Here is a 24,630-nt window from a genome sequence, read left to right on the forward strand (position 1 = left end):
GTGCCTGACGGTGCAGCTCCGGTTATACTGCTTATCAGTGCGGAAAGTATTGTGGCATTGTTTACGCTTCCATTGTCTGTGTAGCCTCCCTGATGGTAGGCAAATACTTCCATGGACAGGGTGTCTCCTACCATCACCTGCATTAGCTTGCCGGGCCCTGTCTGCCTGTTGCTGTCATTGCCGCGTAGCCGCACTACTTCATTAGCGTCTATGGTGTTGTCTACGGTGTAGTTGGCTGTGGCGTTGGGCTCTCTTAGGTTTGTATTGAGTAAGGTGTTTTCTTCAAAACTCTGGTACTCTGTTTCCACAGCGGCCAGGCAGACAACTCCCTCGTTTTCAACGGCAAAGGCAACCCTGGCATTGCCCAAGGTGGGACATCTATTTAAAATAATCCTGAAAAGCTAAGTTTTTATTTAAAGACGGATATAAGACAGATACCCTAGAAAGGAAGGCTTTTTTAAATGCATAAAACTCCTTAACAAAGGAATCGAATCTAAACCTTCTCCTTTGAAATATATCCTCGACAATAAGATATTTGTCTTCTTTCTCCAAGTCAATTTCATATAACTGCTCCATTTCATATATAGTATCAACAGGCTTTTCTTGAATCATTAGATCAAGTGCATTCTCAATTTGTAATATAAAATCAAAAACTCTAGCATCACTGAAAAAAGTAGCTCCCGTTTCATAGTCATGAATTAGTACGTCTCCGAAAAAATAATGATATCGAAGCTCTTCAATATCTAAAGAGCTTAAATTATAGTTAAACCCTTCTTCCCATTCTTCAAGAGAGTATCTAAATAAAACTCTTCCCATAAAAAGTTATTTAATAGGGTAATCTATTGTTATCCATCCATTTTTATATATAAATACATGAATCTTTTATGCTGCACTACCATCTCTAGCCACTCCAATAATTCTTTTGAAAACCAATTAAGCACTGCTTCCACCTCTTAAAAATTCTCCGCTGCTGCCAAGACCATCAGCCAACAACTCTTTTATCTTTTCAGGGGATGAAAACTCCTTACTAAATTTACTGACATTAGGGTGTGTAGTCCAATAGCTATGTCTATCCCATATATGCTCTAGGTTTGTCATTCTACCTCATCGCAAATATTTGAATCTTTTACCAAATTTGGGCAATCTTGGAGAAGTCAGAGTAAGGTCATCGTCATCACTAGATTCACCAGGATTCAAACCTAAAGGATCAGTTAACTCCGCTTCAAACATTCCAGACAATCCACGAAGTATTTTTTCTGGAGTATTAGCATCGAAGTGAACTTGATATACTTTGTTGCTATCTCCAGATATCCTAAAAATGGTAACGCCATCATCAGTTCTTATTCTCGCAACAATAGACCCTTCGTTCACTTGATAGTAGTCATGTGTCTTGTTTAAATAACCATATCCTCTAACGAAGTTATTAGTCCTCTCTCTAACGCATTTCTTGAGTTTCATGTCCATTAACTCCACTTCCAAAATCTCTATTCCAGTTTTTGTACTGTTGACTTGTAATCCACTCTTTTGTCACACCATTATACACTTGACCATTTTCATTCTCTTCTCCGTCATGGGGGTTTTCTGAACTCATCCCAGAAGGATCAACTAGACTAATAGGGTTATTATGAGCAAAGTGAAAAGGATTACAACTTTAATACATCATTGCCATTGGATCAATCCGCAAAACCTACCGAGAGCAACATCATACCCTCTGGGATTGAAGTCATAAAGGTTTAGGTCAAAATCCTCAGTCCTTTCCTGCCCCTGGAAGGTGTTGTACTTGTTGGGCTTGGACAATGGGGCACGGCTGTTCAGTGCATTTATCGAGAGTCCGAAAGGATAATAATGATCTTCCTGTAGAATCTTGCTCTTGGTGTGGGTAATCCTCAGGTCATCGAAGTAGACATTGTGATTGATATTGCTTTCATTGGAGAGGTAGATGTAGATGAAGCCAAAGACCAGAAGATACTTCCTCTCGTCCTAATGAGGAAAAAGACTGACTCTGGAGGGTTGTTGATGCACTGCATGGGGTTTTAAAGCTAAACAGGCGTATTCATGAAAAAACCCTCCGAAGAGGGCTTTGTGTTTTTAACAGATAATTGATAGAACTACCTAAAAAATCATTTTCAATAAATGGTGGCTTGTTCTAGAGTAATCATTTTCACATCATATTTTTTTGACTCTCCATTCATTATTTTCACTTGTTGTTCCTTCTCAACATAGCCTCTTTTTTTAATTCTGAAACTAAACATTCCATCATTTATGTTTTTGAACACTGCTATTCCAAAGCTATTTGTTTTTTCTTTGTCAATTATCTCTCCGTTCTGAATAAGCATAACTCTTACTCCTGCAAAGACTTTTATTGTATCTGAATAGGTACAAAGAACCGTAATCTCTCCTTCGCCTGTTGTAGCTACATTGTTTAAAGAAGCACAGCAAACTATGAAAAAACCACTAAAGAGAACTGAAAGTATTTTTAATCTTCTACTCATTTCTTTTTTGACTTATTGAGGCTTTTAATGTGAATAGCCTCGTTTTCATAGGCTTTCTGATGATCTGCATTCGACAAAGGCCTACCAGTGGCCATTGCTTTTTTATCTGTTCCTTGTGTCGCATGTGAAATTTCATAAACACCTACAGCACCGATCTTTTGCTCACTTGTGAGATAGTTTTCATTCCATAATTTTCTTGTCTCTTTGGATTTACTATCCAAATCTGGATAATTATTTGGATCAAGACCTGACAGATCCTTAATACTACCATTGTAGATTGTGACCATAATATCCATTGTCCTATTTCCATCACCATCTGTTTTAACCTTTGTTGCTCGTGTACTCCCTAGTTGCAATGCACCACCTGTACTAGCCGTGGATGAGCTTATTTCTATTGAAATATTGTCACCTGAGTCTAAAGCATCATATATTTTTTCCAGACCTTTTTCAGTCTGTACTGCTTGCGAAATAACCCTACCTGCATTGTTTTTAAATTTACGCATGACTTTTTTACTCGTCCCCTCAGCAAAAGTGTAACTAGCAACTCTATTTCCATCTTCATCTTCCTCAATATCAACAGCAACTTCATTACCATTAGCATCTACTATTTTTCTCCCATCAGGGTCTCTGAAATTCAATGGATTGTTATAAGAATAGTGATACGGTGATTGTTCTAAATATACGTACGCCAAAGGATCAACGTTGAACCATCTTCCCAACTGAGCATCATAATTCCTAGCACCATAATCATACCAGTTTAGATCAAACTCTTCATTAAGCTCCTTCCCATTATACTTGAACTGATTGGGCTTGCTCAATGGCCCTGTGCTGCTCAGTGCACTTATCGAGAGTCCAAAAGGATAATAATGATCTTCCTGTAGTACCTTGCTCTTGGTGTGGGTAATTCTCAGGCCATCGAAGTACACATTGTGATTGGTATTGCTTTCATTGGAGAGGTAGATGTAGATGAAGCCAAAGACCAGAAGATACTTCCTCTCTTCCTAATAAGGAAAAAGACTGACTCTGGAGGGTTGTTGATGCACTGCATGGGGTTTTAAAGCTAAACAGGCGTATTCATGAAAAAACCCTCCGAAGAGGGCTTTATGTTTTAACAGATAATTGATAGCATTATCAAAACACAGTAATCTGAGGATTATTCTATACAGTCATTACATGCAACAAAAGTAAAATCAATATTATTTTGAAGAAGTATTTCATTCGCCCCTTTACAATCAATTTTCACTCTTGGCCCGTTTCCATAAACATAAAAACTAAAGCATTTCTCATGATAACGAAAGTAACTTGTAAGAGTGAGCTTTTTGCCTGTACTATCAATAAACACAAAACTATCACTTTCAGTTTTTGGTTTTTTTCCAGAAAACTGCAACTCTTTTAGAGAATGTTGAGGATAACTCGTGCTTTTACCAACCCAAATTCCAAAAGTCTCTGTTTTTTCAAGCGATTGAGTAATTGGTGGTAATCCAAAATTTGCCCTTTGTTCATTAAACAATGAGCTATTGTAAAAATCTCTTTGTCGTGGCGTAAGGACCAAACGATCTATCCAGTAAAAAATTCCAAAACTTACAAAGAGTAGTATCAGAACTCTAAAAATATATTTATTAGTCATATCATGGATCTCTTTTTATAGAATACGTCAAATCAATAGGAAATGGTCTAACATAATGAGCACCCGAATTCTGGTTTATCAAATAGTTTGCTCTCAATCCTTTGGAGTCTGATACCCCTTGGTAAGAAACCATATTGATCGGACTTTTCCCTGCTAAATCGGTAGAATATGAATTCCCAGCACTCAAAAAATCTTTTCCCAAATAACTACCTATTTTGGTCATTAACGACATACTCTGAAAAGTGGCTCCAAATGATCCGTCTATAACAGACCTATATGGCTTTTGAAACTGAGTTGATAACTCCGCGGTCTTCTTAGAGGTAAACTCTAAATCATTTAAAGCTCCAGGCCCATATTTTTCTTTAAATTCTGTTTGTGATGCTTTACTTGGCGTTATAACTCCATTATCAATTACATTAAAGTCAGAATCCAACTGTTGAGTTTGAGAAGTAATATTTACCTCACCTTCTTCAACCACCCATTTGTAGCTTCCGTCATCATTCTTTACCGCTCTTATACTATTTGTGACTTGAGCAGTTTCGATCGTTCTAGAATAGGTAACATTTCCTTCATCATCCGTTTGCTTCGAAGTTGTAATAACTTCAGTATATGAAGAAACCTGCTGAACACCATCTGGATCTGTATAAAGGTCCACAGAATGTGTTTTTACCACCTCAGTATCTTCAACTTTATCCTCAGGATTCATCCCATCAGGATCAATAAACCTGATAGGGTTATCAAAAGCATAGTTATACGGTGAGTGTCTTCTCATTAAATCTGCCATTGGATCAATGGAGAGGAACCTTCCTAATTGTGGGTCATACTGCCGGGCTAAATAGTCATACCAACCTAAATCAAAATCCGTTTGCTCTTCAAATCCATTGTACTTGAAGTTGTTTGGTTTGCTGAGCGGAGCATTTGAAGACAATGCATTTATGTTCATCCCAAAAGGATAATAATGATCTTCCTGTAGTACCTTGCTCTTGGTGTGGGTAACCCTCAGGTCATCGAAGTAGACATCGTGAGAGGTGTTGCTCTCATTGGAGAGGTAGATGTAGGTGAAGCCGGCTTGTTCTACTGGTTTGGTAATCATTAGCTGCTGATGGACTCCTGAGGTGTTGCCTACCTGCTTATACCCTGCATCTACAAATCTAAAATCTTTAATCCTCGTTACAAACGAGGGTTAGGGGGAGGTTATTGGAAGCACGAAAAAGAAGGAAGGCTGTCACAGGAAGACCTCGCACAGTTTCTGGGAACAAAAGGGTCGGCCATCGGCCGCTATGAGCGTGATGAGATGAAGCCTTCCATAGAGGTAGCTCCGAAGATGGCGGATTACCTGGTGGGCAAGACGGACATAGAGCTCGACCCAAAGACCCTCAGCCGCATTCTGGAGGTGAGCAGGTTCAGTGAACAGGACAGGGAGCATATCCTATACACCCTCGATGCAATGATCAAGTCGGTGAAGCTCAAAAGCCTGTAAATGAAAAAAGCCCCACTAGGGGGCTTTGATTCATGCTATGTCTTAAGGACTAGTAAGGACTATATTGAACTCTGCCAAATGATCGTCTATCATTATACTTGTATACCAAACATGTGATAAACCCCGCAAAGGCACTGGGTTGTGATCCCCGTCATTTAGATCATCCAACATTCTTTGCTTATAGTCACCCTCCATTCCAAAAACAGTTTTTACTTCTAGTTGCTGAATAAACTCAACACAAGCAGACATAGGGTCTTTAGTGTAGAACTGATTTATATATGTTCCTAATCTAAACTCTAGAACAACTGTATATAGATTCATTGTTAGTTTCCTTTTTTCTTTTGACTATGGTTCTCTCCTGAAAAATCAGCCTGCTTTTTTAGAGTCTTCACTTGCTTTTCCTTCTTCGTAATTAACTCTTTCATCTCTGGGGTTTTATTAGGAGTACTTTTCATCTCTTCTCTTCCAACTCCTTTTTAGCCTTTTCATATTTCTCTTTAGCTATCAACTTCCTTTGTTGATTCGCATGCTTGGCATTCTTGCCACCTCCATTCTTTGCTCCTATATTTTAGTAGCAACCATACTCCCTCCTTTAAGCGTAAACTTCCTTGGCTGGGTCAGAACATCATAAACAGGATAGACCGGAGTAAGAGCCCCACTTTGCAATGGCGGAGTTCCCCATTCAACCCTAATAATAGGTCATTGTACTGCTCTTGACACAAATGTTCGAAGACAGGGGATTCATCCATGGAAGCTAATTCAGACCTTCTCTCCTCTGAAATCTCATCTAGATAAGCACTGCGGACAATCTCATTCTGATTGAATACAGTCAATAGGCCTTCTTGTACATGATAATAGTTTTCGCCAATATTTGAACAAGTGACCCCATCAACAGTCGCTGCATTTCCCTCTTGCCATAACACAGATTGGTTACCATTTTCATCGGTAAATCTATACCAATCCTGTCCGGATGGATCAATATTTATAACCGGATTGTTTCCAGCCCAATGATAAGGTGACCATTCATAAAACAGTTCGGCTAATGGGTCATGCGTAAGCGTCTTCCATAACCATGGATCATACATCCTTGCCTCAAAATTCAATAAATTCAGACCAAACTCTGCCTGTTCTTCTTTGCCCTGGTATTTAAAGCGATTTGGCTTGCTTAAAGGAGCGGATGAACTGAGGGCAGATATTGTCGCACCACCAGGATAATAATGATCTTCCTGTAGAATCTTGCTCTTGGTGTGGGTAATCCTCAGGTCATCGAAGTATACATCGTGAGTGGTGTTGCTCTCATTGGAGAGGTAGATGTAGATGAAGCCGGTTTGTTCTCTGGTTTGGTAATCATAAGCTGCTGATGGGCTCCTGAGGTGTTGCCTACCTGGTTATACCCCGCATCTACAAATTTAAAATCTTTATCGAAAAGAATGTAGTTGAGGTAGGCCCGGGGTTGGCTGGAATTGCCACTACTGCCTACAAAAATACTTGTGGCGTTGTTGTTAATGGCCCTGGAAATGTTGCTGGCTTCCGTGCCTGACGGTGCAGCTCCGGTTATACTGCTTATCAGTGTGGAGAGGGCTTAATGTTTTTAACTGATAATTGATAGCACTACCTAGCACTACCCAAATAAGATACTTGGAGTCTTAAATCTTGACACAACTTTTTCCATGTTAGAAGTACCTCTTCTGAAATCTCGATATTGAAATATGGCTTAAAGTTCAAAATCCAATTAGAAAATGTAATAAAACCTTCTTTCTTATTATCCTCTGGTAAATAGTTCCATGGATAAGTAGGGCTAACCTCAAGGTACTTCTTTGACCCCAGATTATAGAAAAACAAATTAGTCTCTCTTGACAAGAAGAGAAACCTAGTCAAATCTTCCAAGTTAGAATCACCTATTTCGATTTGCTCACTATATACTTTATCTCTTTCCAATTGAAAAGAGTAGCTCAGTGATTTTTTCAAAAACTCTGGTTCAGCTTCCAATTTATGTTTAAACAACTCGTCAATAAGCCTTTCTGAATCAACTACGAACTCTAGAATATTTGTTTCACCAACGAAGAGATTCATATTTTTATGATTGATCGTTACCTTAATCACGTCTCTAAAATCCAGATCTTTGATTTCAGGCACAAACTCAAGATTAAGCCTTGTTTCAGAGTCTAAAGGAACACTAATCATTGTCTAGCAATTTTGTCGTGTGGTTTCTCTAATTTATTTCAAATTAAAACATTTCCTTAATGATAATGTAACCCTTCCCAATTAGTCTTGAACCTATGATAAGCCCCTGGAAGATGCTCCATAAAACTACAAACCCGTTACTCTCAATAGCTATTCTTTGACCTTCTTTTCCTGCGACAGAATTATTTAAGGCTAACCGAGGGTTCAAGAAATTCAAGACGGTTCAATCTTTGTTGTTCTTCATGTTCCCATGTGTTATAAACTTTTTGCCCCGAATTAACAGGGGTAAAAACGCCTACAATAGTGGCAAAAAATGCCCCAAACCCAAATCTAACCTCTTTTTTAAAAGTTTGTCCGATAGCCCGATCTTTAATCTCTAAAAGAGTCATGGCAGTTATAAGGGTATTCCCTCCGCATGTCATAATACCCTCTTCATTCTTTGATCTTTGTATTAGATTTTACCAATTATCATATTGTTCTCAAGTCATCCAAGACTTCAAATCTGCACTGTAGATATCTCCCACATCCTGACCATTGGCTTCTATTGCTTTGGCATTGGGAATATTGGGCAAATGGGAGTTGGCTTTGATAAATTCTTCCACCTCACTTAAAGACATCAAGTTATAGTCTATAGCAAATACATAATCAGGAACTGACCCCGGAGTGGCAGTGACTTTTACTTTTTTGGATTCTATATATCCTTTAGCCAAGACATTTCCTCCAACTGATAATTTAAAGTTCGCGGAAGGTGTAACTCCTACACCAAGATTACCATCCTTATTTAATCCCATTCTCTCACTGCTTCTTCCAGCTCGAAATACTAAATCATGGTTGGTAGTAGTTCCCATTCACCCATCAGTACCAGCAAAAACAATTTCATTGTGATCCAGCCCCAAACCAGAGTCAGTGCTTCCAACCAGCAACCAAGCACCTGATAAATTTGGGGCTCCTGCAATGGTCAAGTTGCTACTCAAGTTTAATTGGCCATTGGATGCCTTAGTTACCACTTGTTTCCAATTCTGCCAACTGCCATTGTAATTATACCTCAACCATAAATCCTGTTGATTTAGCCCGAAGGCCAATTGAGCATCGTACCTTACATCTCCAAATTGTGTTTGAAGAATCGACCACCAGTTTTGTTGATTAGGATAATTGTTGGACGCAGGAGGAGCCATAGTGGTATTTATCCAGAACTTGGTGACCGCACCAATTGCATTATTAGCATTGTTAGAAGGTATTCCACGTTCTGTAGTAACATTGGTCTGAGACAAAAGAGTTGAAGAGGTCAATAGCCAAATCAAAGTCATTAATTTTTTATGATTTTTTATGCGTAAAATATCATTCAAAAAATGAAAACCAATATAAAAGCCTCTTCCAGAAATCTGAAAGAGGCTCTAACTTTTAATGCGAACCCAATATTAGGGTTTGAGATTTGAGACTTTAAAGAAACTATTCCCCTTTTAAGGTAGCGTTCAAATACTCCCTGTTCATTCGGGCAATATTCTCAATAGAAATTCCTTTAGGGCATTCCACTTCGCAGGCTCCGGTATTGGAGCAGTTTCCGAAACCTTCTTCGTCCATTACTTTCACCATATTTCTTACCCGCTCCTTGGCTTCTACTCTCCCTTGAGGAAGAAGAGCAAACTGCGATACCTTAGCTGAAACAAAAAGCATGGCTGAGGCATTCTTACATGAAGCCACGCAGGCTCCGCAGCCTATACAAGTGGCCGCATCGAAAGCTTTGTCTGCATTTGCCTTTTCTATAGGAATAGCATTGGCATCTTGTGTATTCCCTGAAGTGTTTACACTTATAAAACCACCGGCAGCCATAATACGATCGAAAGCAGAACGGTCTACTACCAAATCTTTTATGACAGGGAAAGCCTTAGCTCTCCAAGGTTCAATGTAAATGGTATCTCCATTCTTAAACTCTCTCATATGTAACTGACAGGTAGTAATTTCTCTACCCGGCCCATGTGCTTCTCCGTTAATGTACATTGAACAGCTACCACAAATACCCTCACGGCAGTCATGATCGAAGGCTACCGGTTCTTTACCTTCCTCAATAAGCTGCTCGTTCAATATATCCATCATCTCAAGGAAAGAGCTATCTGGTGAAATATCAGAGACCTGATAAGTTTCCATCTGGCCTTTTTCCTTTTGACTTTTCTGTCTCCAGACTTTTAGTGTAAGGTTTAATCCTTTATTGGCTGACATATTTCGTATATCTAGGTTCTAAATAATTATTTGTAGGAACGCGTTTTGAGCTCAATATTCTCATAAACCAATGGTTCCTTATGCAGTACAGCCTCAGAAGGCTCTCCTTTATATTCCCATGCAGAAACATAGGTGAAGTTGGCATCGTCTCTCATGGCTTCTCCATCTTCTGTGCTATACTCTTCTCTGAAGTGACCACCGCACGACTCATTTCTGAGTAGAGCATCTCTGGCAAACAGTTCACCCAATTCCAGGAAATCTGCCACACGGCCTGCTTTTTCAAGCTCCTGATTTATACCATCGGGCGAACCTGGTACTTTCACGTCTTTCCAGAACTCTTCTCGAATTTCCTTTATTTCTTCTATGGCTTCTTTAAGTCCTTTTTCGTTTCTGGCCATACCTACCTTATTCCACATTACCTTTCCGAGTCTCTTGTGGAAGTGATCGACCGACTTAGTGCCTTTGTTGTTTACAAAGAAGTCTATCCTGTCTTTCACAGCCTTTTCAGCTTCATCGAACTCTGGAGTGTCAGTCGGAATTGGACCGGTCCTAATATCATCGGCCAAATAGTCGCCAATGGTATAAGGCAGCACAAAGTAACCATCAGCCAAGCCCTGCATAAGTGCAGAAGCCCCCAAACGGTTGGCTCCGTGATCGGAGAAGTTGGCTTCTCCTATAGCATAGCACCCCGGAATAGTGGTCATCAGATTGTAGTCTACCCAAACGCCTCCCATGGTGTAGTGTACAGCCGGGTAGATCTTCATTGGGGTTTTGTACGGGTTGTCGGCCGTAATCTTCTCATACATCTGGAACAGGTTTCCATATTTCTTTTCAACTACCTGCTCGCCCATTTGTCTTATCTGCTCTTGGCTGGCATCGTGAAGTCCCTTTACATTGGCCTCCTCTTGTCCATAACGCATAATAGCCGAAGAGAAGTCCAAAAACACAGCCTCACCGGTTTCATTGGTACCTACACCATAGCCGGCATCGCATCTTTCTTTGGCAGCTCGCGAAGCCACATCTCTGGGTACAAGGTTACCGAATGAAGGATATCTGCGCTCCAGGTAGTAATCTCTATCTTCCTCAGCTATCTTAGTCGGGTCCAGTTTACCTGCTCTAATCGCCTCTGCGTCTTCCTTCTTCTTAGGCACCCAAATTCTTCCATCGTTTCGTAGCGATTCAGACATAAGGGTTAACTTAGACTGTTGGTCCCCATGCTGGGGTATACAGGTAGGGTGAATTTGTGTAAAGCAAGGGTTAGCGAAAAATGCTCCCTTCTTATGCACCTTCCAGCTGGCCGATACATTAGAACCCATGGCATTGGTGGAGAGGAAAAAAACGTTTCCGTAACCTCCTGAGGCTATTACAACAGCATGAGCCGAATGCCTTTCAATTTCTCCGGTCACCAGATTTCTGGCAATAATTCCCCGGGCTTTTCCATTCACAATCACCAGATCCAGCATTTCATGGCGATTGTACATTTTTATCTTTCCTTTACCAATCTGCCGCGACATGGCCGAATAGCACCCCAACAGCAACTGCTGGCCTGTCTGACCTTTGGCATAAAATGTTCTGGAGACTTGTACTCCACCAAACGATCGGTTGTCCAACAGCCCACCATAATCGCGGGCAAAAGGAACCCCTTGCGCGACACATTGGTCTATAATATTGGTTGAAACTTCGGCCAAACGATACACATTAGCCTCTCTTGAACGATAATCTCCCCCCTTTACCGTGTCGTAGAACAATCGGTATATTGAGTCTCCATCGCCCTGATAGTTTTTAGCGGCATTAATACCTCCCTGAGCAGCAATAGAGTGTGCTCTTCGGGGCGAATCCTGATAGCAAAATGCTTTTACATTGTATCCCAACTCGGCCAAGGTAGCAGAGGCCGATCCTCCGGCCAAACCCGTTCCCACCACTATAACATCAATAAGTCTTTTGTTGGCAGGGTTTACCAGCCTGATATTATTCTTATGCTTGGTCCACTTTTCTGCTAAAGGACCTTCTGGAATTTTTGAATCTAGTTTAGTCATTCTTCCTTACTTAGTGTGAAGTTAAATGATGGAACAAGGCAATGAAGATAAAGCCTGCCGGAATGGCAATAGCATATATATTACCTAATTTCTTTATAGCGGGAGTATATTTGGCGTGTCTTGCTCCCATCGACTGGAAGGCCGAAGCAAAGCCATGTAGCAGATGCATAGAAAGCAACACAAAAGCCACTACATAAATACCCACTCTCACAGGGTCGACAAATTTGTGAACCAGCTCTTCGTAGTAGCGAAAACTACCATCGGCCAGCAAACCAGACATATCGCCCTGAACATATTTTACATTTATTTCCGGAATCCAGAAATCATAAAAATGTAGCCCCAAAAATGCCAGCACCACAGCTCCTGAAACAATCATATTTCTGGAGAACCAGGTCGAATTGGCAGAGCCTTTATTCATGGCATACTTTACTTCTCTGGCGTTACGATTTTTAATTTCCAACACAAAACCCATTACAAAGTGATACACCACCGCAAAAATCAGCACCGGCTGCAGTACAAACTGCACCAGAGCGTTGGTACCCATAAAATGAGATATCTCATTGAAGGTATCTTTGCTCAAAACCGAGATGAAATTGATTGTGAAGTGTTGTAACAAGAAGATCATGAGGAATAGGGCTGAAAGCGCCATGGCAAACTTTCTCCCCACTGAACTACTAAAGGTATTTTTTACCCAACTCATTTAATTTCAATGGTTAAAATTCCGGTCAAAATTACAGTTCAAACGTTACCAAACAAAAGCAAATATGCTTGGAACAATTCTAAATAACAGCAACAACCCGCTAACATAGTGTGATCATACTTTGTTTGCTACTTAAGAAAAAAGTGGAGAGAATTTGCCTTAAAACTTAAGCCTGGTGACATTGCACCCAAAACAAGTGGGGTTAAAGCCTTCCTTAGGTGTGATATTACAACCTAATGACAGTTTTTTGTGTTGGAAGATATAACTTAGTGACCCTGGCGCGTTAAACTTCTTAGGCCAATAGAATCTTATGCTACGAAAAATATTTGTGCTCCTATTGCTCACTTTCCTGGCTACGGAAGCCTGGGCAACTCATATTAGAGCTGGTGAACTAACAGCAGTAAGAATATCACAGTCCAGCTTAAGATATCGCTTTACCCTGGTTATTTACCGCGACACTGAATCGTCCATTCAAGTGGGGTCGAATGGCATAATGAACTTTGGCCAGGGTAGAATTATCAGAGACAAGCCCGCACTCGAAGCCGCCTCGGTAGAAGGCCGGTTCATTATTACGCCCATTGGCCATCAGACCGAAAAAGTTACCATTTCCTGGGAACACACCTTTGATGGACCGGGAGTGTTTGTGGTGAGCTATACCGAAGAAAACCGAAATGGAGGAATCATTAACCTTGGAGGAGCAACCTCCGACAGCATTCCTTTCCACATCGAAACCGTTATCCGTATCGATCCGGGATTGGATGTAAATGGCACCCCGCAACTAACCATTCCGCCAATAGATAGAGGCTGTGTGGGAGCACGATTTATCCACAACCCTGGGGCCTATGACCCGGACGGAGACAGCCTGGCCTACAAAATGGTTGTTCCCCTGCAAGATCGCGGCACGGAGGTTATTCCTTACCTTCCGCTAGACGACCCCAGCATAAGCAAAATCCGAGAAGATGGAGGCACCCCCACCAACTTTAGTATAGACCCAATAACGGGAGATATGATTTGGGATGCACCGGAGTTTGCCGGTGAATACAACATTGCCTTTATCATAGAAGAGTGGAGATATTCTGAACTCACCGGGCGCTACGAATTGCTGGGCTACGTAACCCGAGACATGCAGATTCTCATAGAAGATTGCGACAATGAAAGGCCATTGCTCGAAGTTCCGGCAGACACCTGTATTGAAGCAGGCCAGCTGTTAGAAGCTGTTATTCGTGGAACCGACCCTGACAATAACGACATCCTCGTAGAGTCTTTTGGTGGGCCATTTAGAGTAAATTCATCACCCGCTCAGTTTTTTAACCTGCCCGATATGTCTCAAGACAGAGACTTTAGGCCGCAACCTGCCGAATACCTTTTCAAATGGCAGACTAACCTTTCGCACGTTCGAAGAAGACCATACGAAGTACAGTTTAAAATTACTGACGATCCGTTTGACCCGGATGCCCCAAACCTGACCGACTTTAAACGTTGGAACGTTACTGTGGTGGCACCGGCACCCAAAGGCCTCACTGCCAATATTGTTACCGGGCAGTCTATAGAGTTAAATTGGGACAACTACGTTGGAGGCAACCTAAACCCGAGAATCGAAATTTACCGGAGGGTAGAGAGCTACGACTTTCAGCCCGAACATTGTAACGTGGGCATACCGGCCAATTCCGGCTACGAACTCATTGACGATGTAGCCGTAAGCGAGACTTCGTATCTGGACGACAATGACCTTCGGCCCGGAGTTAATTACTGCTACCGCATTGTGGCAGAATTCCCTTTGCCTGAAGGCGGAACGAGTTACGCCTCTGCAGAAGTGTGTGTAACCATACCGCTCGATGTGCCAACCATAACCAATGTTTCGGTAGAAGCCACAGACAACACCAACGGAGAAATGTATGTGCGCTGGACCTCGCCATTAGAAATAGACCAAACCCTTTTTCCCGGCCCCTATACCTATGAGCTAATCCGCTATACCGGCCAGAATGGAGGCAGCAACAGAACCCTGCTCACTTCTACACAAGACACCGTGTTTACCGACACCGGCTTAAACACCAAAGACCTACCCTATCACTATCAGGTAAGGTTCTATGATGCAGGAAACAACCTGATTGATAGTTCTTCTACGGCCTCTTCCGTATGGCTCGATGCCTTTGGCAATGTAAAATCCATAGACCTCTCCTGGACGGCCGATGTGCCCTGGTCCAATCAGGTGCAAAGCAGCCCCTACCACCTTATTTACAGAAACAGAACAGATGCCGCGGCAGAAGATGTAGACAACTTTGTGCTCATTGACAGCGCTCTGGTTACCTCACAAGGTTTGAAGTACCACGATGATGGCAGCTTTAATGGTATAGAATTAAAAGAAGACCGAGAGTACTGCTATTTTGTGACTACCCGGGGTAGCTACGGAAATCCCATTATTCCGGCTCCCCTCATTAACGACTCTCAAAAAATCTGTGTACAGCCCAATGATGAAGAGGCACCGGAAAAACCAATCATAGACAAAGACCCCGATAATGGCAAAGAAATCATTGGACCGGACGGACCTCTGCTGATTGTTGACAATGAGAACTGCGACAGGCTAAGTACTGAACCTTGTGGTTTTGCCAACTTTACCAATACGCTTAACTGGACTGTTCAAGACACACAAAACGATATTGCCCGCTATAACATTTATTATTCGCCAACCGGTGCCGAAGCCGACTATGAACTGGTGGGAACAAGTACTCAAACCACCTTCCGACACACCGGTCTTAACTCTATAAAAGGCTGTTACAAAATTTCGGCACTAGACCGAAGCAATAACGAAAGCGAACTGAGCGATCCTATTTGTTTTGACAACTGTCCATACTACGAACTACCCAACACCTTCACCCCTAACGGTGATGGTATCAATGATACTTTCAGGGCTTTTGACCAGCCTAATGGCAAATGTCCGCGATTTGTAAGCTCGGTAGAGTTCCGGGTATTCGACCGATGGGGGGGCACAGAAATATTCAATTATACCACCCGCGGAACAGGCGAGCCCAACCTATTTATTGACTGGGATGGACGCGACAAAAACGGTGTGGAACTGCCTAGCGGAACTTACTATTATACCGCCACTGTTACCTTTGACGTATTGGATCCTTCAAAAAGGAAACAAGAGTTTAAAAACTGGGTAAAAATTATTCGATAGTGCAAAAAGACATTCTGCTTTTTGATGGGGTATGCAACCTTTGCAACAGTTCGGTCAATTTCATTATCGACCACGATCCAAAAGGTCATTTTAGGTTTGCCGCACTACAATCAGATTTTGGTCAAAAAAAGCTGAAAGAATTAGGCTATGATCAGGCCGAATTTGATAGCCTTGTGTTGCTCTCAGGTGGCAAGGTTTACAAAAAAAGCTCTGCAGCCTTGCGCATTGCCAAAAAACTATCGGGCCTATATCCTCTGCTCTATATCTTCATAATCATTCCGCCATTTATAAGACACGGGGTTTACGACATAATTGCCAAAAATCGCTATAAATGGTGGGGTAAAAGAGACAGTTGCCGCATGCCCACCCCTGAGCTAAAAGCACGCTTTGTTGAGGCCTAAGGATTTATCCTTAATTTTGTCCCCCAAATTAAATCACAGTATATGAAAGCATATGTTTTCCCAGGTCAGGGAGCACAATTCCCCGGAATGGCGAAAGACTTATACGAGTCTTCTGAAGAAGCTAAGAGACTATTGGAAAAGGCCAACGAAATTCTAGGCTTCAGAATTACCGACATTATGTTTAACGGTACCGATGAAGAACTGAAACAAACCAAGGTAACCCAACCGGCCATTTTCTTACACTCCGTTGTATTGGCCAAAATCTCCGATTCATTTAAGCCCGATATGGTAGCCGGTCACTCTCTGGGAGAGTTTTCGGCACTTGTGGCCAGCGGAGTACTTTCTTTTGAAGACGGCCTAAAGCTGGTGTCGCAAAGAGCCATGGCCATGCAGAAGGCCTGTGAAACAAACCCTTCTACCATGGCGGCCATTCTGGGTCTTGAAGATGCCGTAGTAGAAAAAATATGTAATGATATTGACGAGGTTGTCGTTGCTGCCAACTACAACTGTCCGGGCCAATTGGTGATTTCCGGAAGCCACAAAGGTATAGAGCTAGCTTGTGAAGCGGCCAAAGAAGCAGGGGCAAAAAGAGCCCTTCCTTTACCTGTGGGGGGCGCGTTTCACTCACCCTTAATGGAACCCGCTCGCGAGGAGTTGGAAAAAGCCATCGATTCGACCGTGTTTAATAAAGGAATTTGCCCAATTTATCAGAACGTTACAGCCAAAGCTTCTACAGACATTGATGAGATCAAAGAAAATCTCAAAATTCAGTTGACTGCCCCAGTGCGCTGGACTCAATCTGTTCAGGCAATGGTGGCTGATGGAGCTACCCACTTTATTGAATCGGGACCGGGTAAAGTGCTGCAAGGTCTGGTGAAAAAAATCCACAGAGAGGCTGAGGTAGATAGCATCTAGTTTGACCTTAAGAAAAAAACCAGAGAGGGTGTCACAAAAATCGTTTTAGCTTCATTCTGAAGAGCTGTCAGCCAACCAGCAAATTTTGAATGATGTTTTCTTCGATCTTTGTGTCACCTTTTTTTTGTAAACCAATAGCCTCCCTCTGCCTTTCACTTCTCAAAGGCTTAACAAAAAAATCGGCCGGCTCTGCCCTTCCGCTCATAACATGTCTATTGTGATTGACTTGCCTTTTCTGGAAATTCCTGATCAGCCTGTGTGTTGTTTGTAAGAAAAAACTCCATTGGGAAAAATAGGCCGCATTTGAAGTTTGGCCCTCCCTTACAACGACCTCAGGTAAATCCATCAAAATTAAAACTTATGAAAACGCGCTTCATTATCATCCTCCTTTGCATTGCCGGATGCCTTTCGGCACAAACCGGCAAAGTATTCGACAACCTATCCATGAAAAGTGAAATACTTAAAATGGACCGAAAGTTTGCCATATACCTTCCTCCCGACTACGAAACTTCTGAAAGAAGCTACCCCGTATTGTATCTGCTTCACGGAGCAGGAGACGATCAGACGGGTTGGGTGCAGTTTGGCGAAGTATTGCGAATTACCGATCAGGCCATAAAAGACGGAACTGCCACTCCAATGATTATTGTAATGCCCGATGCAAAAACCGGCCAAATGGGCTACTTCAATGTACCTCAAACCGACTGGCGTTATGAAGATTTCTTTTTTGAAGAACTTATGCCTTATGTAGAAAACAACTATAGAATAAAGAAAGAAAAAAGATACAGGGCTATTTCCGGACTTTCTATGGGAGGCGGAGGCACTTTTATGTATGCGATGCATCGCCCGGACTTGTTCTCTTCTGCAGCACCCCTGAGTGCCTATGTGGGCCCATTATCTATAGAACAGTTTAAAGAGCAGGTAAAACGCATGAACCTCAAAACCTCTGATGAAGAAATAGAGGCCTATTTCAAAAGACACAATGCCATTTCTTTAATAGAAGATGGGGATCCTAAACAAATTAGTTCGGTGCGGTGGTTTATAGACTGTGGTGATGACGACTTTCTTTATGAAGGCAACAGCCTGGTGCACATTGCAATGAAGAAAAAAGAGATACCGCATGAATATAGAGTTCGCGATGGAGGACACACTTGGACCTATTGGCGCGAATCTTTGCCTGTTGTACTTAAGTTCGTTTCAGACGCATTTCATCAGTATTAGACACAAGGTCTTTAATCCTGACAAAACCCAACTTTGCAATGGCCACCCCTCAAATCTAGGATTGAAAGATATCCGATTCGATTCTTTAATTATTGAAAATCAAATGGTTAAACCAAGGCTAAAAAAGTGGCTTCACATCAAGTAGAAGACACTATTGATGCTGAAACACAAACATTTGCTTCAGGTCATAAATTTCAAAAAAAAACTAAATTTAATTTGTTTAATCATATATAGATAGCTAAACTTAAGGATCGGATAAAGGATTAAAACTCATTCTTTAACTGACATTGTTTGCAAACAATAGACGCACCAGGTACACTTTCCATTTTAAAGTGTCATTGTCCACTCAGGAATTCAAGTTATTTACTAAGCTTATTAAGTTAATCACTAGTTGGTAGTTCACACTTTGGCCGATCAGGTTGTACCCAATTGCATGAAGGTTTAACCCTGAAGCTTAGACCCTGAACTACCAACATAGTTAATACTTAAAGTCAAGCAATCTATAATTAAATATCGTTCAATTTTAAATTTAATGTTATGATTAAAAGAATCAAGATGATGTTCCTCATCATTGGAGTAATATCAATTTCAGCAACTACCTCTTATGCCTTCGAGTGTGAAACTGAAGAGTTTGAAGATGGCAGTTATGTCACATATTGTGATAATTACTACATAGTTCACTCCGCTCAAGTACCGGGAGGAGGATGCTATGGCCCCGAATCTGATTGTATCTCCATACATCCATGGTAGCAATTGAACAAATTCATTTACTGGAAGCTGCTAAACACAGCTTCCAGTAATTACGGGTATTCGACCTGCAACATTTACAGAGTATTACCTAAGCATATTTGCATTGAATTATTTAAAGGATTATTTGATTTCAATTACCAGTCCAAATTCAATCCGGAATTTACCAGTTAATCAGAAATTTCAGCCTAAAAACCTAACAGCCTAAGAGGCTTATACAAATGAAGAACATTCCTTTTATTCTTTTGTTGGTCTTTTGTTTTAGTTGCACCGAAAATCAGGGTTCTAAAAAAACAATAATAAAATACAATAGTACTTTAGTAAAGTCAGACTCCCTTTCTCTGAATCTAGATTCACAAACATCTTACGAGTTCTTCAATGTAGTTTATTTCGAAAACGATTCAATAGAAGTACTATTCAACATTAATAGCTCCATAAATGGGTTTAATGTTTACGACTTAAACACAGCAAACCTTATTAGCCAGGTATCAATACCTTTCGATGGACCATTCTCAGTCAGAGACATTCAAGGCATCACAGTAAAAAGCTTGGATTCCATTTACATTTTTGGGAAAAGAGAACTAAGAAAAATTGCAGTAATTGATTATTTAGGAAACTTCAAAAGGCAATTCTCTTCAAATCACATTATTAAACTAGATGGCACTTCAGAAGAAATATTGTTCATAAATCACCAATCAATAACCAGTGCTCCAACAATACTATTTGATAATAAACTCTTCTTTACGAAGTATGGACTATTCAATTATTATTTCAAGACCAATATCAACTCGTCATATTCCGAGGAATTCTTTCTTGATTTAAATTCTTTTGAATTGAAGGAGTTGCCTATCGGGTTTCCTAAATGGTTATTAGGAAAGAGTATGCATATGTATAAAATGACTAACAAAAAAACCATCAATAATAATGGAGAGATTGTCTTTGCTCTTGCTGGTGGTGACTCAATAAGGGTTTTCAATCCTAAGGATTATTCTTTTAAAGCATATTTTGCAAAATACGATCAAGACAATAAAGAGGATGAGTTTTATTCAAAACAGCCTTCTCAAGATAAAGCACTCGAGGATGGTTTAGGTAGCTACATTTATACTCAATTAATCTATGATAAATATCGAAATGTTTATTACCGGATTCTGGAACGGCCTATAAGGTATGACCCGAATATTCATAAGAATTATTTTTCCTACTACTACAAACCCGTTTCTTGCGTCATATTGAACTCGAAATTCGATAAAATAGGCGAGTTCGACTTTGAAGAAGATGTTCACAGAGCTTATGGTCTATTTGTAGGCCGTAAAGGTTTATATGTACCAAAACTCCATGCCAATTATAAAAATCTATCGGAAGACAGGGTTGAGTATTCAATTTATTCACTGGTATCAAAATGAAAGGTAAGCTATTCTCTTTTAAATTCTGGATTGTAGTACTGTTTCTCTTTGGCTGCAGTAATGATAGTGAACAGAAACAATTGAGCGACTTCCTTTCCAACTTTGGTAAAGACATATCCAACTATCAACAAATTATTATTGTTAATGTAGATGTTTGTAATTCATGTGATAACATAGTCAGAGACTTTCTGTATTTGAATCAGGATAATGACAAACTTCTCATTATCCTCTCCTCAAACTCACAAAAGAAGATCGATATAATTATTGACCAGTATGATAATCCCAATATCCTTAAGGATGGAAAACAAGATGCAATGATAAAATACGGTCTTATAGTCAACAAACCCGTGAGTTTCACATTACAAGATAGCAAGTTCACGAAACAAACTCTGATACTAAGTGATCTCGGAAAAGTATTCTAGTAAAGCAAAATACAACCAACATCTTTCACAGACAGACTCAGCTTAAAAATGGCCTCTACAAAATTTGCAAGAATAGTAATTCTCTTACTAGTAATTCTAGGGTGTAGTACAAAAAAAAAGGTCGACCCTTCTCTGCTCAAACTGATTAATTCACCTGATCTTGTTTATGATACTTTGGCACTAAAAACTAACGATCAGGTTTTTATTGACGCTGCCAAAGTAAGAATGAACAGCACATATATTGGATTATTAAACCCACTGTCAGCATCTTTTTCACTCTACGATCAAGAAGGGAATAAATTGAATTACTTCAACACTAACAAGGTTGAAAAAAGAGGAAGCAGCAGTTATATTATTGGAGGTCAACCGGTTGATTTTATGTTCTATAATGATACTTCAGTATCATTTTTCGAAAACTCTAATAGCAAAATCACTACCTATACCCTTTCTGGTAAAGAAATAGATAGAACTGAATTTTCGGATGATGGTCAAAACGTCAGTATACCTATCCAATCTTTACTTAATACATTCTCATTTGACACCAAACAATATTTTTTCTCAAAAAATGGAATCTCCATCAATTCAGGAAGAGATAGTATCCGATATAAAGATGCTACAGGTATTCTATATTCACTTGACAAAGGGACGGGATCGCTAAAAAAACTAATGACAATAAATGACGTCATTAAACATTTGACTGAGGAAAAATTGACCTTTTTTCAAATTGGAGTTTTTGAGGGTTATCAATACCTAATTTTCAACAATGACCCTACCATATATATTTTTGATGGAAAAAATAAGTTTGAGAACGCCATTAACTTAAACATTCCCGAAATCTCATTCATCAAGAGCCTAACACTAAGACAACAATCACAAGGCTTCGGAATATCAAACTTTAGTATCTCGGAGGCCGGCTTTCGCCTTTTTTTAAACGTTCCAGAAAAGCAAGGCATGGGACCTAGGGCATTAGTAATTGACATCGATCAGTCATTTACTGAATATAAATTATTCGAAGGCCCAATTAACTTTAAGTATGTAATCAGCGATTACTCCACTGACTTAGCGTTTTATGGAATGACAGATGATGATGTTATGGAAGTCCTCATAGGCCGGATTGAATAATCCCTTGTTGAATTTGTGATCTTTTCCTCTTGAAAAAATTCCAAGCACATTTGTTCGCGTTACTTTGTTCAGCCCACAAGGGTCACAAGTAAACCCTACACAAAACATAAAATAAGAATAGCCTGAATTAAACTTCCTGATGTTCGTAAACCTCCACGGCCAGAGCATCTGGGCATTCGGCCAATAGCTGAGCCTGTGTCTTTTCCAATTTAGGGTGAAGGAATTGAGGAGCAATTTCAACCAAGGGTGCCAGAGTAAATCGTCTGTTCTGAATTTCTGGATGAGGTATTAGCAGGTTATCTTCCTCAAATACAATGTCACCGAAGTAAAGAATGTCTATATCAATCAGCCTGCTACCCCATTTCTCGAATCGCTCCCTGCCCATTTCCTTTTCAATCATATTGACAATGAAGAGCACGCGTTGGGGAGATTTTCCGGTTTCTACTTCTATTACCTGATTGAGAAATGCCTCCTGGTCTTCTTTCCCCCAGGCCGCTGTTTCATAAATCTCCGACTCCTTTTTTATGGTAATCCCGTGGCTTACAATCATTTCCCTGGCTCTTTCCAGATTCTTAGCCCTTCTCCCAATATTTGATCCTAACAAGAGGTAAATTCCCGACATGGCTGCAAATATAGGGTTTGTTATTGGAGTTGAGGTTGCCCCTAACTATTTTGCCAACTCTTAAGCAAGAATACATGAGTGAACTAAGACACGACTGGACGAAAGAGGAAATTCTTGACATCTATAACAGACCACTGCTCGACCTGGTCTATGAAGCTGCCACTATCCACAGAAAATATCACAACCCAAACGAGGTACAGGTTAGTACCCTGCTATCCATTAAAACCGGAGGATGCCCCGAAGACTGTGCTTATTGCCCTCAGGCTGCCCGATACCATACCGATATTGAAACCAACGACCTGATGTCGGTAGAACAGGTGAAAGCCCAGGCACTACGAGCTAAAGCCTCAGGTTCTTCTCGGGTATGCATGGGAGCTGCGTGGAGAAACGTGGAAGACGGCCCTGAGTTTGATCAGGTTTTGGATATGGTGCGCACCATTAACTCCCTTGACATGGAGGTATGCTGCACCCTGGGCATGCTCACAGAAAATCAGGCACAACGATTGGCCGAAGCCGGTCTATATGCCTATAATCATAACCTGGACTCTTCTGAAGAGTATTACAAAGAGATTATTTCTACACGAGGGTGGGAAGACCGGCTGGAAACCCTTAAAAATGTTAGAAAAACTAATGTTACGGTATGCAGTGGCGGAATTATAGGCATGGGCGAGTCCATTGAAGACCGTGCAGGCATGCTGGTGGCTCTTTCATCGCTGAGCCCTCACCCGGAGTCGGTACCAATTAATGCCTTGGTTTCCGTAGAAGGCACCCCACTGGAGGAGCAGGAAGTTGTGCCTATTTGGGATATGATCCGCATGGTAGCTACCACACGAATTGTTCTACCTTCTACCACCGTGAGGCTTTCGGCCGGAAGAACGGAAATGAGTAAAGAGGGCCAGGCTTTCTGTTTCTTTGCCGGAGCAGGGTCTATCTTTGCCGGAGATAAACTACTTACCACTCCAAACCCAGATGTAAACGAAGACATGGAGCTCTTTAAAATTCTGGGCATTAACCCAATGAACCCCTATGCAAAAGGAGCCAAGCCGCAACCGCTACCTGTTGAGGAAACTACTCCTCCGGAGGGCGAAAAAGTAAAATGGAGCCGACCGGGTCACAGAATTGAGAAGAACGTAGAAGCCACCAAAAAGGCCAATAAAAAAAGAAAGGAAGCCATATAGGCTTCCTTTCTTTTTGGGTTCCTTTATAGGGTTTATTTCTTACCACTCACTAGTTTTAGGCCTACGGAAAACACCAACATCTTTTGGCGTTGATCTGACTCGAAGCCTAGTACACTTTGCTTATTAATATCTTGCAAAGCACCATCATACTTTAAGTCAAGTGCAAAAAGGTTGAGCAAGTCCATACCTACTCCCACCTGATAACCAACCGTTGCTTTACGGTAGTTGTCGCTAATGTCTTGAATGGTTCCATTCAGGTTGCTCTCTGCTTTAGTAATGAAATTGAACGAAGGCCCTGCCTGAAGTCTTAGGAAAAGCAGTTTTACACCAAAATTGAATGGCACATTAATTTGGTTAAAGTCAAGATCGGCCCGCTGATTATTATTAGAAATAGTTGCCTGGGTATCGGAGAATAGAATTTCCGGCATTAGCATAACCGACTTGCGAATACCAATACGCGCAAAAACCCCAAACTGATAGCCAAACTCTGCATCGCCAGACTGGGCATTGTTCACATTTTCAGAAAGTGAAAGTTCTGTAGATAGCAAACTGAACCTGGGGCCAAAGGCTCCATTTTGAGCCAGTACCAAATGAGAAATAAATGCTAAGGCGAAAATCAAAGTAAACTTCTTCATAGTCACAAATTTTATCGCAATTACGGTAGAATCTTCAAAAGGAAAAAGGCTAC

At 40.9% G+C, this 24,630-nt stretch carries 28 protein-coding genes; 11 read left to right on the forward strand and 17 right to left on the reverse strand.

Annotated features, from left to right (window positions below):
* The 3 genes from B3763_RS12305 to B3763_RS12315 all read right to left on the reverse strand — a co-directional run.
* The coding region (locus B3763_RS12305; RefSeq protein ID WP_286746860.1) for a hypothetical protein at positions 1-368 on the reverse strand (368 nt) is incomplete at its 3' end.
* Positions 369-378: 10 nt separating this feature from the next.
* Entirely contained in the window at positions 379-816 is a 438-nt protein-coding gene (locus tag B3763_RS12310; protein ID WP_286746862.1) for a hypothetical protein, read from the reverse strand.
* Positions 817-1,104: 288 nt separating this feature from the next.
* On the reverse strand, positions 1,105-1,458 hold the full coding sequence (locus B3763_RS12315) for a hypothetical protein (RefSeq protein ID WP_286746864.1): 354 nt from the start codon (positions 1,456-1,458) through the stop codon (positions 1,105-1,107).
* Between the two features lie 417 nt (positions 1,459-1,875).
* On the opposite strand from B3763_RS12315, the gene B3763_RS12320 reads away from it, so the two are divergent.
* Positions 1,876-2,037 (forward strand): hypothetical protein, encoded by a 162-nt coding sequence (locus B3763_RS12320; protein WP_286746866.1) that lies wholly within the window; start codon positions 1,876-1,878, stop codon positions 2,035-2,037.
* 89 nt (positions 2,038-2,126) lie between these two features.
* Here B3763_RS12320 and B3763_RS12325 read toward each other — a convergent pair whose 3' ends face one another.
* Both B3763_RS12325 and B3763_RS12330 read right to left on the reverse strand, forming a co-directional pair.
* Positions 2,127-2,492: a hypothetical protein gene (locus B3763_RS12325; RefSeq protein ID WP_286746868.1), complete on the reverse strand. Its 366-nt coding sequence runs from the start codon at positions 2,490-2,492 to the stop codon at positions 2,127-2,129.
* A complete protein-coding gene (locus B3763_RS12330; protein ID WP_286746870.1) occupies positions 2,489-3,418 on the reverse strand; it encodes an RHS repeat-associated core domain-containing protein in 930 nt (309 codons plus the stop codon). Before B3763_RS12330 ends, B3763_RS12325 begins: the two co-directional genes overlap by 4 nt.
* On the opposite strand from B3763_RS12330, the gene B3763_RS12335 reads away from it, so the two are divergent.
* Positions 3,389-3,550, forward strand: coding sequence for a hypothetical protein (locus B3763_RS12335; protein WP_286746946.1), 162 nt, complete (start codon positions 3,389-3,391; stop codon positions 3,548-3,550). The genes B3763_RS12330 and B3763_RS12335 overlap by 30 nt on opposite strands.
* A gap of 95 nt (positions 3,551-3,645) precedes the next feature.
* Here the strand turns inward: B3763_RS12335 and B3763_RS12340 are convergent, their stop codons facing one another.
* Together B3763_RS12340 and B3763_RS12345 are read right to left on the reverse strand one after the other, a co-directional pair.
* Positions 3,646-4,119, reverse strand: coding sequence for a hypothetical protein (locus B3763_RS12340; RefSeq protein WP_286746872.1), 474 nt, complete (start codon positions 4,117-4,119; stop codon positions 3,646-3,648).
* A 1-nt stretch (position 4,120) separates the two neighbouring features.
* Entirely contained in the window at positions 4,121-5,212 is a 1,092-nt protein-coding gene (locus tag B3763_RS12345) for an RHS repeat-associated core domain-containing protein (RefSeq protein WP_286746874.1), read from the reverse strand.
* Positions 5,213-5,341: 129 nt separating this feature from the next.
* Between B3763_RS12345 and B3763_RS12350 the strand changes: the two genes are divergently transcribed.
* On the forward strand, positions 5,342-5,599 hold the full coding sequence (locus B3763_RS12350) for a helix-turn-helix domain-containing protein (protein ID WP_286746942.1): 258 nt from the start codon (positions 5,342-5,344) through the stop codon (positions 5,597-5,599).
* 617 nt (positions 5,600-6,216) lie between these two features.
* Here B3763_RS12350 and B3763_RS12355 read toward each other — a convergent pair.
* The 8 genes from B3763_RS12355 to B3763_RS12390 form a co-directional block, all read right to left on the reverse strand.
* Entirely contained in the window at positions 6,217-6,918 is a 702-nt protein-coding gene (locus tag B3763_RS12355) for an RHS repeat-associated core domain-containing protein (RefSeq protein ID WP_349676577.1), read from the reverse strand.
* Positions 6,919-7,210: 292 nt separating this feature from the next.
* Positions 7,211-7,783 carry a hypothetical protein gene (locus B3763_RS12360; protein ID WP_286746876.1) on the reverse strand — a complete coding sequence of 191 codons (573 nt, stop codon included), beginning with the start codon at positions 7,781-7,783 and terminating at the stop codon, positions 7,211-7,213.
* Positions 7,784-7,965: 182 nt separating this feature from the next.
* Positions 7,966-8,172 carry a hypothetical protein gene (locus B3763_RS12365; protein ID WP_286746878.1) on the reverse strand — a complete coding sequence of 69 codons (207 nt, stop codon included), beginning with the start codon at positions 8,170-8,172 and terminating at the stop codon, positions 7,966-7,968.
* Positions 8,173-8,262: 90 nt separating this feature from the next.
* Positions 8,263-8,574, reverse strand: a complete 312-nt coding sequence (locus B3763_RS12370; protein ID WP_286746880.1) for a hypothetical protein — start codon at positions 8,572-8,574, stop codon at positions 8,263-8,265.
* A 57-nt stretch (positions 8,575-8,631) separates the two neighbouring features.
* Positions 8,632-9,129: a pyocin knob domain-containing protein gene (locus B3763_RS12375; RefSeq protein WP_286746882.1), complete on the reverse strand. Its 498-nt coding sequence runs from the start codon at positions 9,127-9,129 to the stop codon at positions 8,632-8,634.
* 103 nt (positions 9,130-9,232) lie between these two features.
* The gene (locus tag B3763_RS12380; protein ID WP_189631694.1) at positions 9,233-10,000 is read right to left on the reverse strand and encodes a succinate dehydrogenase/fumarate reductase iron-sulfur subunit; all 768 of its coding nucleotides are present in this window, start codon (positions 9,998-10,000) and stop codon (positions 9,233-9,235) included.
* Positions 10,001-10,026: 26 nt separating this feature from the next.
* Positions 10,027-12,036, reverse strand: a complete 2,010-nt coding sequence (locus tag B3763_RS12385) for a fumarate reductase/succinate dehydrogenase flavoprotein subunit (RefSeq protein ID WP_286746887.1) — start codon at positions 12,034-12,036, stop codon at positions 10,027-10,029.
* A gap of 10 nt (positions 12,037-12,046) precedes the next feature.
* Entirely contained in the window at positions 12,047-12,736 is a 690-nt protein-coding gene (locus tag B3763_RS12390) for a succinate dehydrogenase cytochrome b subunit (protein ID WP_189631692.1), read from the reverse strand.
* Between the two features lie 310 nt (positions 12,737-13,046).
* Here B3763_RS12390 and B3763_RS12395 point away from each other — a divergent pair, with 310 nt between their 5' ends.
* The 7 genes from B3763_RS12395 (at position 13,047) to B3763_RS12425 (ending at position 22,142) form a co-directional block, all read left to right on the forward strand.
* A complete protein-coding gene (locus tag B3763_RS12395; RefSeq protein WP_286746890.1) occupies positions 13,047-15,914 on the forward strand; it encodes a gliding motility-associated C-terminal domain-containing protein in 2,868 nt (955 codons plus the stop codon).
* Positions 15,914-16,315, forward strand: a complete 402-nt coding sequence (locus B3763_RS12400; RefSeq protein ID WP_189631690.1) for a thiol-disulfide oxidoreductase DCC family protein — start codon at positions 15,914-15,916, stop codon at positions 16,313-16,315. The genes B3763_RS12395 and B3763_RS12400 overlap by 1 nt, the downstream gene beginning before the upstream one ends.
* Before the next feature lie 42 nt (positions 16,316-16,357).
* Positions 16,358-17,230, forward strand: a complete 873-nt coding sequence (gene fabD, locus B3763_RS12405) for an ACP S-malonyltransferase (protein ID WP_286746893.1) — start codon at positions 16,358-16,360, stop codon at positions 17,228-17,230.
* A 360-nt stretch (positions 17,231-17,590) separates the two neighbouring features.
* Positions 17,591-18,448 carry an alpha/beta hydrolase gene (locus B3763_RS12410; protein ID WP_286746895.1) on the forward strand — a complete coding sequence of 286 codons (858 nt, stop codon included), beginning with the start codon at positions 17,591-17,593 and terminating at the stop codon, positions 18,446-18,448.
* A gap of 968 nt (positions 18,449-19,416) precedes the next feature.
* Positions 19,417-20,598 (forward strand): DUF4221 family protein, encoded by a 1,182-nt coding sequence (locus B3763_RS12415; protein WP_286746896.1) that lies wholly within the window; start codon positions 19,417-19,419, stop codon positions 20,596-20,598.
* A complete protein-coding gene (locus tag B3763_RS12420) occupies positions 20,595-21,020 on the forward strand; it encodes a hypothetical protein (protein ID WP_286746898.1) in 426 nt (141 codons plus the stop codon). The genes B3763_RS12415 and B3763_RS12420 overlap by 4 nt, the downstream gene beginning before the upstream one ends.
* A gap of 48 nt (positions 21,021-21,068) precedes the next feature.
* A complete protein-coding gene (locus B3763_RS12425; protein WP_286746899.1) occupies positions 21,069-22,142 on the forward strand; it encodes a hypothetical protein in 1,074 nt (357 codons plus the stop codon).
* Between the two features lie 127 nt (positions 22,143-22,269).
* Here B3763_RS12425 and folK read toward each other — a convergent pair whose 3' ends face one another.
* Positions 22,270-22,764: a 2-amino-4-hydroxy-6-hydroxymethyldihydropteridine diphosphokinase gene (gene folK, locus B3763_RS12430; RefSeq protein ID WP_286746901.1), complete on the reverse strand. Its 495-nt coding sequence runs from the start codon at positions 22,762-22,764 to the stop codon at positions 22,270-22,272.
* Between the two features lie 74 nt (positions 22,765-22,838).
* Here folK and bioB point away from each other — a divergent pair, with 74 nt between their 5' ends.
* Positions 22,839-23,942 carry a biotin synthase BioB gene (bioB, locus tag B3763_RS12435; RefSeq protein ID WP_286746903.1) on the forward strand — a complete coding sequence of 368 codons (1,104 nt, stop codon included), beginning with the start codon at positions 22,839-22,841 and terminating at the stop codon, positions 23,940-23,942.
* A 32-nt stretch (positions 23,943-23,974) separates the two neighbouring features.
* Here bioB and B3763_RS12440 read toward each other — a convergent pair whose 3' ends face one another.
* Positions 23,975-24,577 (reverse strand): outer membrane beta-barrel protein, encoded by a 603-nt coding sequence (locus B3763_RS12440; RefSeq protein ID WP_286746905.1) that lies wholly within the window; start codon positions 24,575-24,577, stop codon positions 23,975-23,977.
* Between the last annotated feature and the right edge of the window lie 53 nt (positions 24,578-24,630).

The organism is Roseivirga sp. UBA1976 (assembly GCF_002336325.1).
GTDB classification, from domain to species: domain Bacteria; phylum Bacteroidota; class Bacteroidia; order Cytophagales; family Cyclobacteriaceae; genus Roseivirga; species Roseivirga thermotolerans.

Bases quoted from the DNA above. Each gene is read 5' to 3' on its own strand.
- B3763_RS12410 (WP_286746895.1), top strand. From the start codon at position 17,591: ATGAAAACGCGCTTCATTATCATCCTCCTTTGCATTGCCGGATGCCTT.
- B3763_RS12325 (WP_286746868.1), bottom strand. From the start codon at position 2,492: ATGAGTAGAAGATTAAAAATACTTTCAGTTCTCTTTAGTGGTTTTTTC.
- B3763_RS12365 (WP_286746878.1), bottom strand. From the start codon at position 8,172: ATGACTCTTTTAGAGATTAAAGATCGGGCTATCGGACAAACTTTTAAA.
- B3763_RS12425 (WP_286746899.1), top strand. From the start codon at position 21,069: ATGGCCTCTACAAAATTTGCAAGAATAGTAATTCTCTTACTAGTAATT.
- B3763_RS12415 (WP_286746896.1), top strand. From the start codon at position 19,417: ATGAAGAACATTCCTTTTATTCTTTTGTTGGTCTTTTGTTTTAGTTGC.
- B3763_RS12370 (WP_286746880.1), bottom strand. From the start codon at position 8,574: ATGGGATTAAATAAGGATGGTAATCTTGGTGTAGGAGTTACACCTTCC.
- fabD (WP_286746893.1), top strand. From the start codon at position 16,358: ATGAAAGCATATGTTTTCCCAGGTCAGGGAGCACAATTCCCCGGAATG.
- B3763_RS12420 (WP_286746898.1), top strand. From the start codon at position 20,595: ATGAAAGGTAAGCTATTCTCTTTTAAATTCTGGATTGTAGTACTGTTT.
- B3763_RS12310 (WP_286746862.1), bottom strand. From the start codon at position 816: ATGGGAAGAGTTTTATTTAGATACTCTCTTGAAGAATGGGAAGAAGGG.
- B3763_RS12395 (WP_286746890.1), top strand. From the start codon at position 13,047: ATGCTACGAAAAATATTTGTGCTCCTATTGCTCACTTTCCTGGCTACG.
- bioB (WP_286746903.1), top strand. From the start codon at position 22,839: ATGAGTGAACTAAGACACGACTGGACGAAAGAGGAAATTCTTGACATC.
- B3763_RS12380 (WP_189631694.1), bottom strand. From the start codon at position 10,000: ATGTCAGCCAATAAAGGATTAAACCTTACACTAAAAGTCTGGAGACAG.
- B3763_RS12345 (WP_286746874.1), bottom strand. From the start codon at position 5,212: ATGATTACCAAACCAGTAGAACAAGCCGGCTTCACCTACATCTACCTC.
- B3763_RS12315 (WP_286746864.1), bottom strand. From the start codon at position 1,458: ATGAAACTCAAGAAATGCGTTAGAGAGAGGACTAATAACTTCGTTAGA.
- folK (WP_286746901.1), bottom strand. From the start codon at position 22,764: ATGTCGGGAATTTACCTCTTGTTAGGATCAAATATTGGGAGAAGGGCT.
- B3763_RS12340 (WP_286746872.1), bottom strand. From the start codon at position 4,119: ATGACTAATAAATATATTTTTAGAGTTCTGATACTACTCTTTGTAAGT.
- B3763_RS12440 (WP_286746905.1), bottom strand. From the start codon at position 24,577: ATGAAGAAGTTTACTTTGATTTTCGCCTTAGCATTTATTTCTCATTTG.
- B3763_RS12385 (WP_286746887.1), bottom strand. From the start codon at position 12,036: ATGACTAAACTAGATTCAAAAATTCCAGAAGGTCCTTTAGCAGAAAAG.
- B3763_RS12360 (WP_286746876.1), bottom strand. From the start codon at position 7,783: ATGATTAGTGTTCCTTTAGACTCTGAAACAAGGCTTAATCTTGAGTTT.
- B3763_RS12390 (WP_189631692.1), bottom strand. From the start codon at position 12,736: ATGAGTTGGGTAAAAAATACCTTTAGTAGTTCAGTGGGGAGAAAGTTT.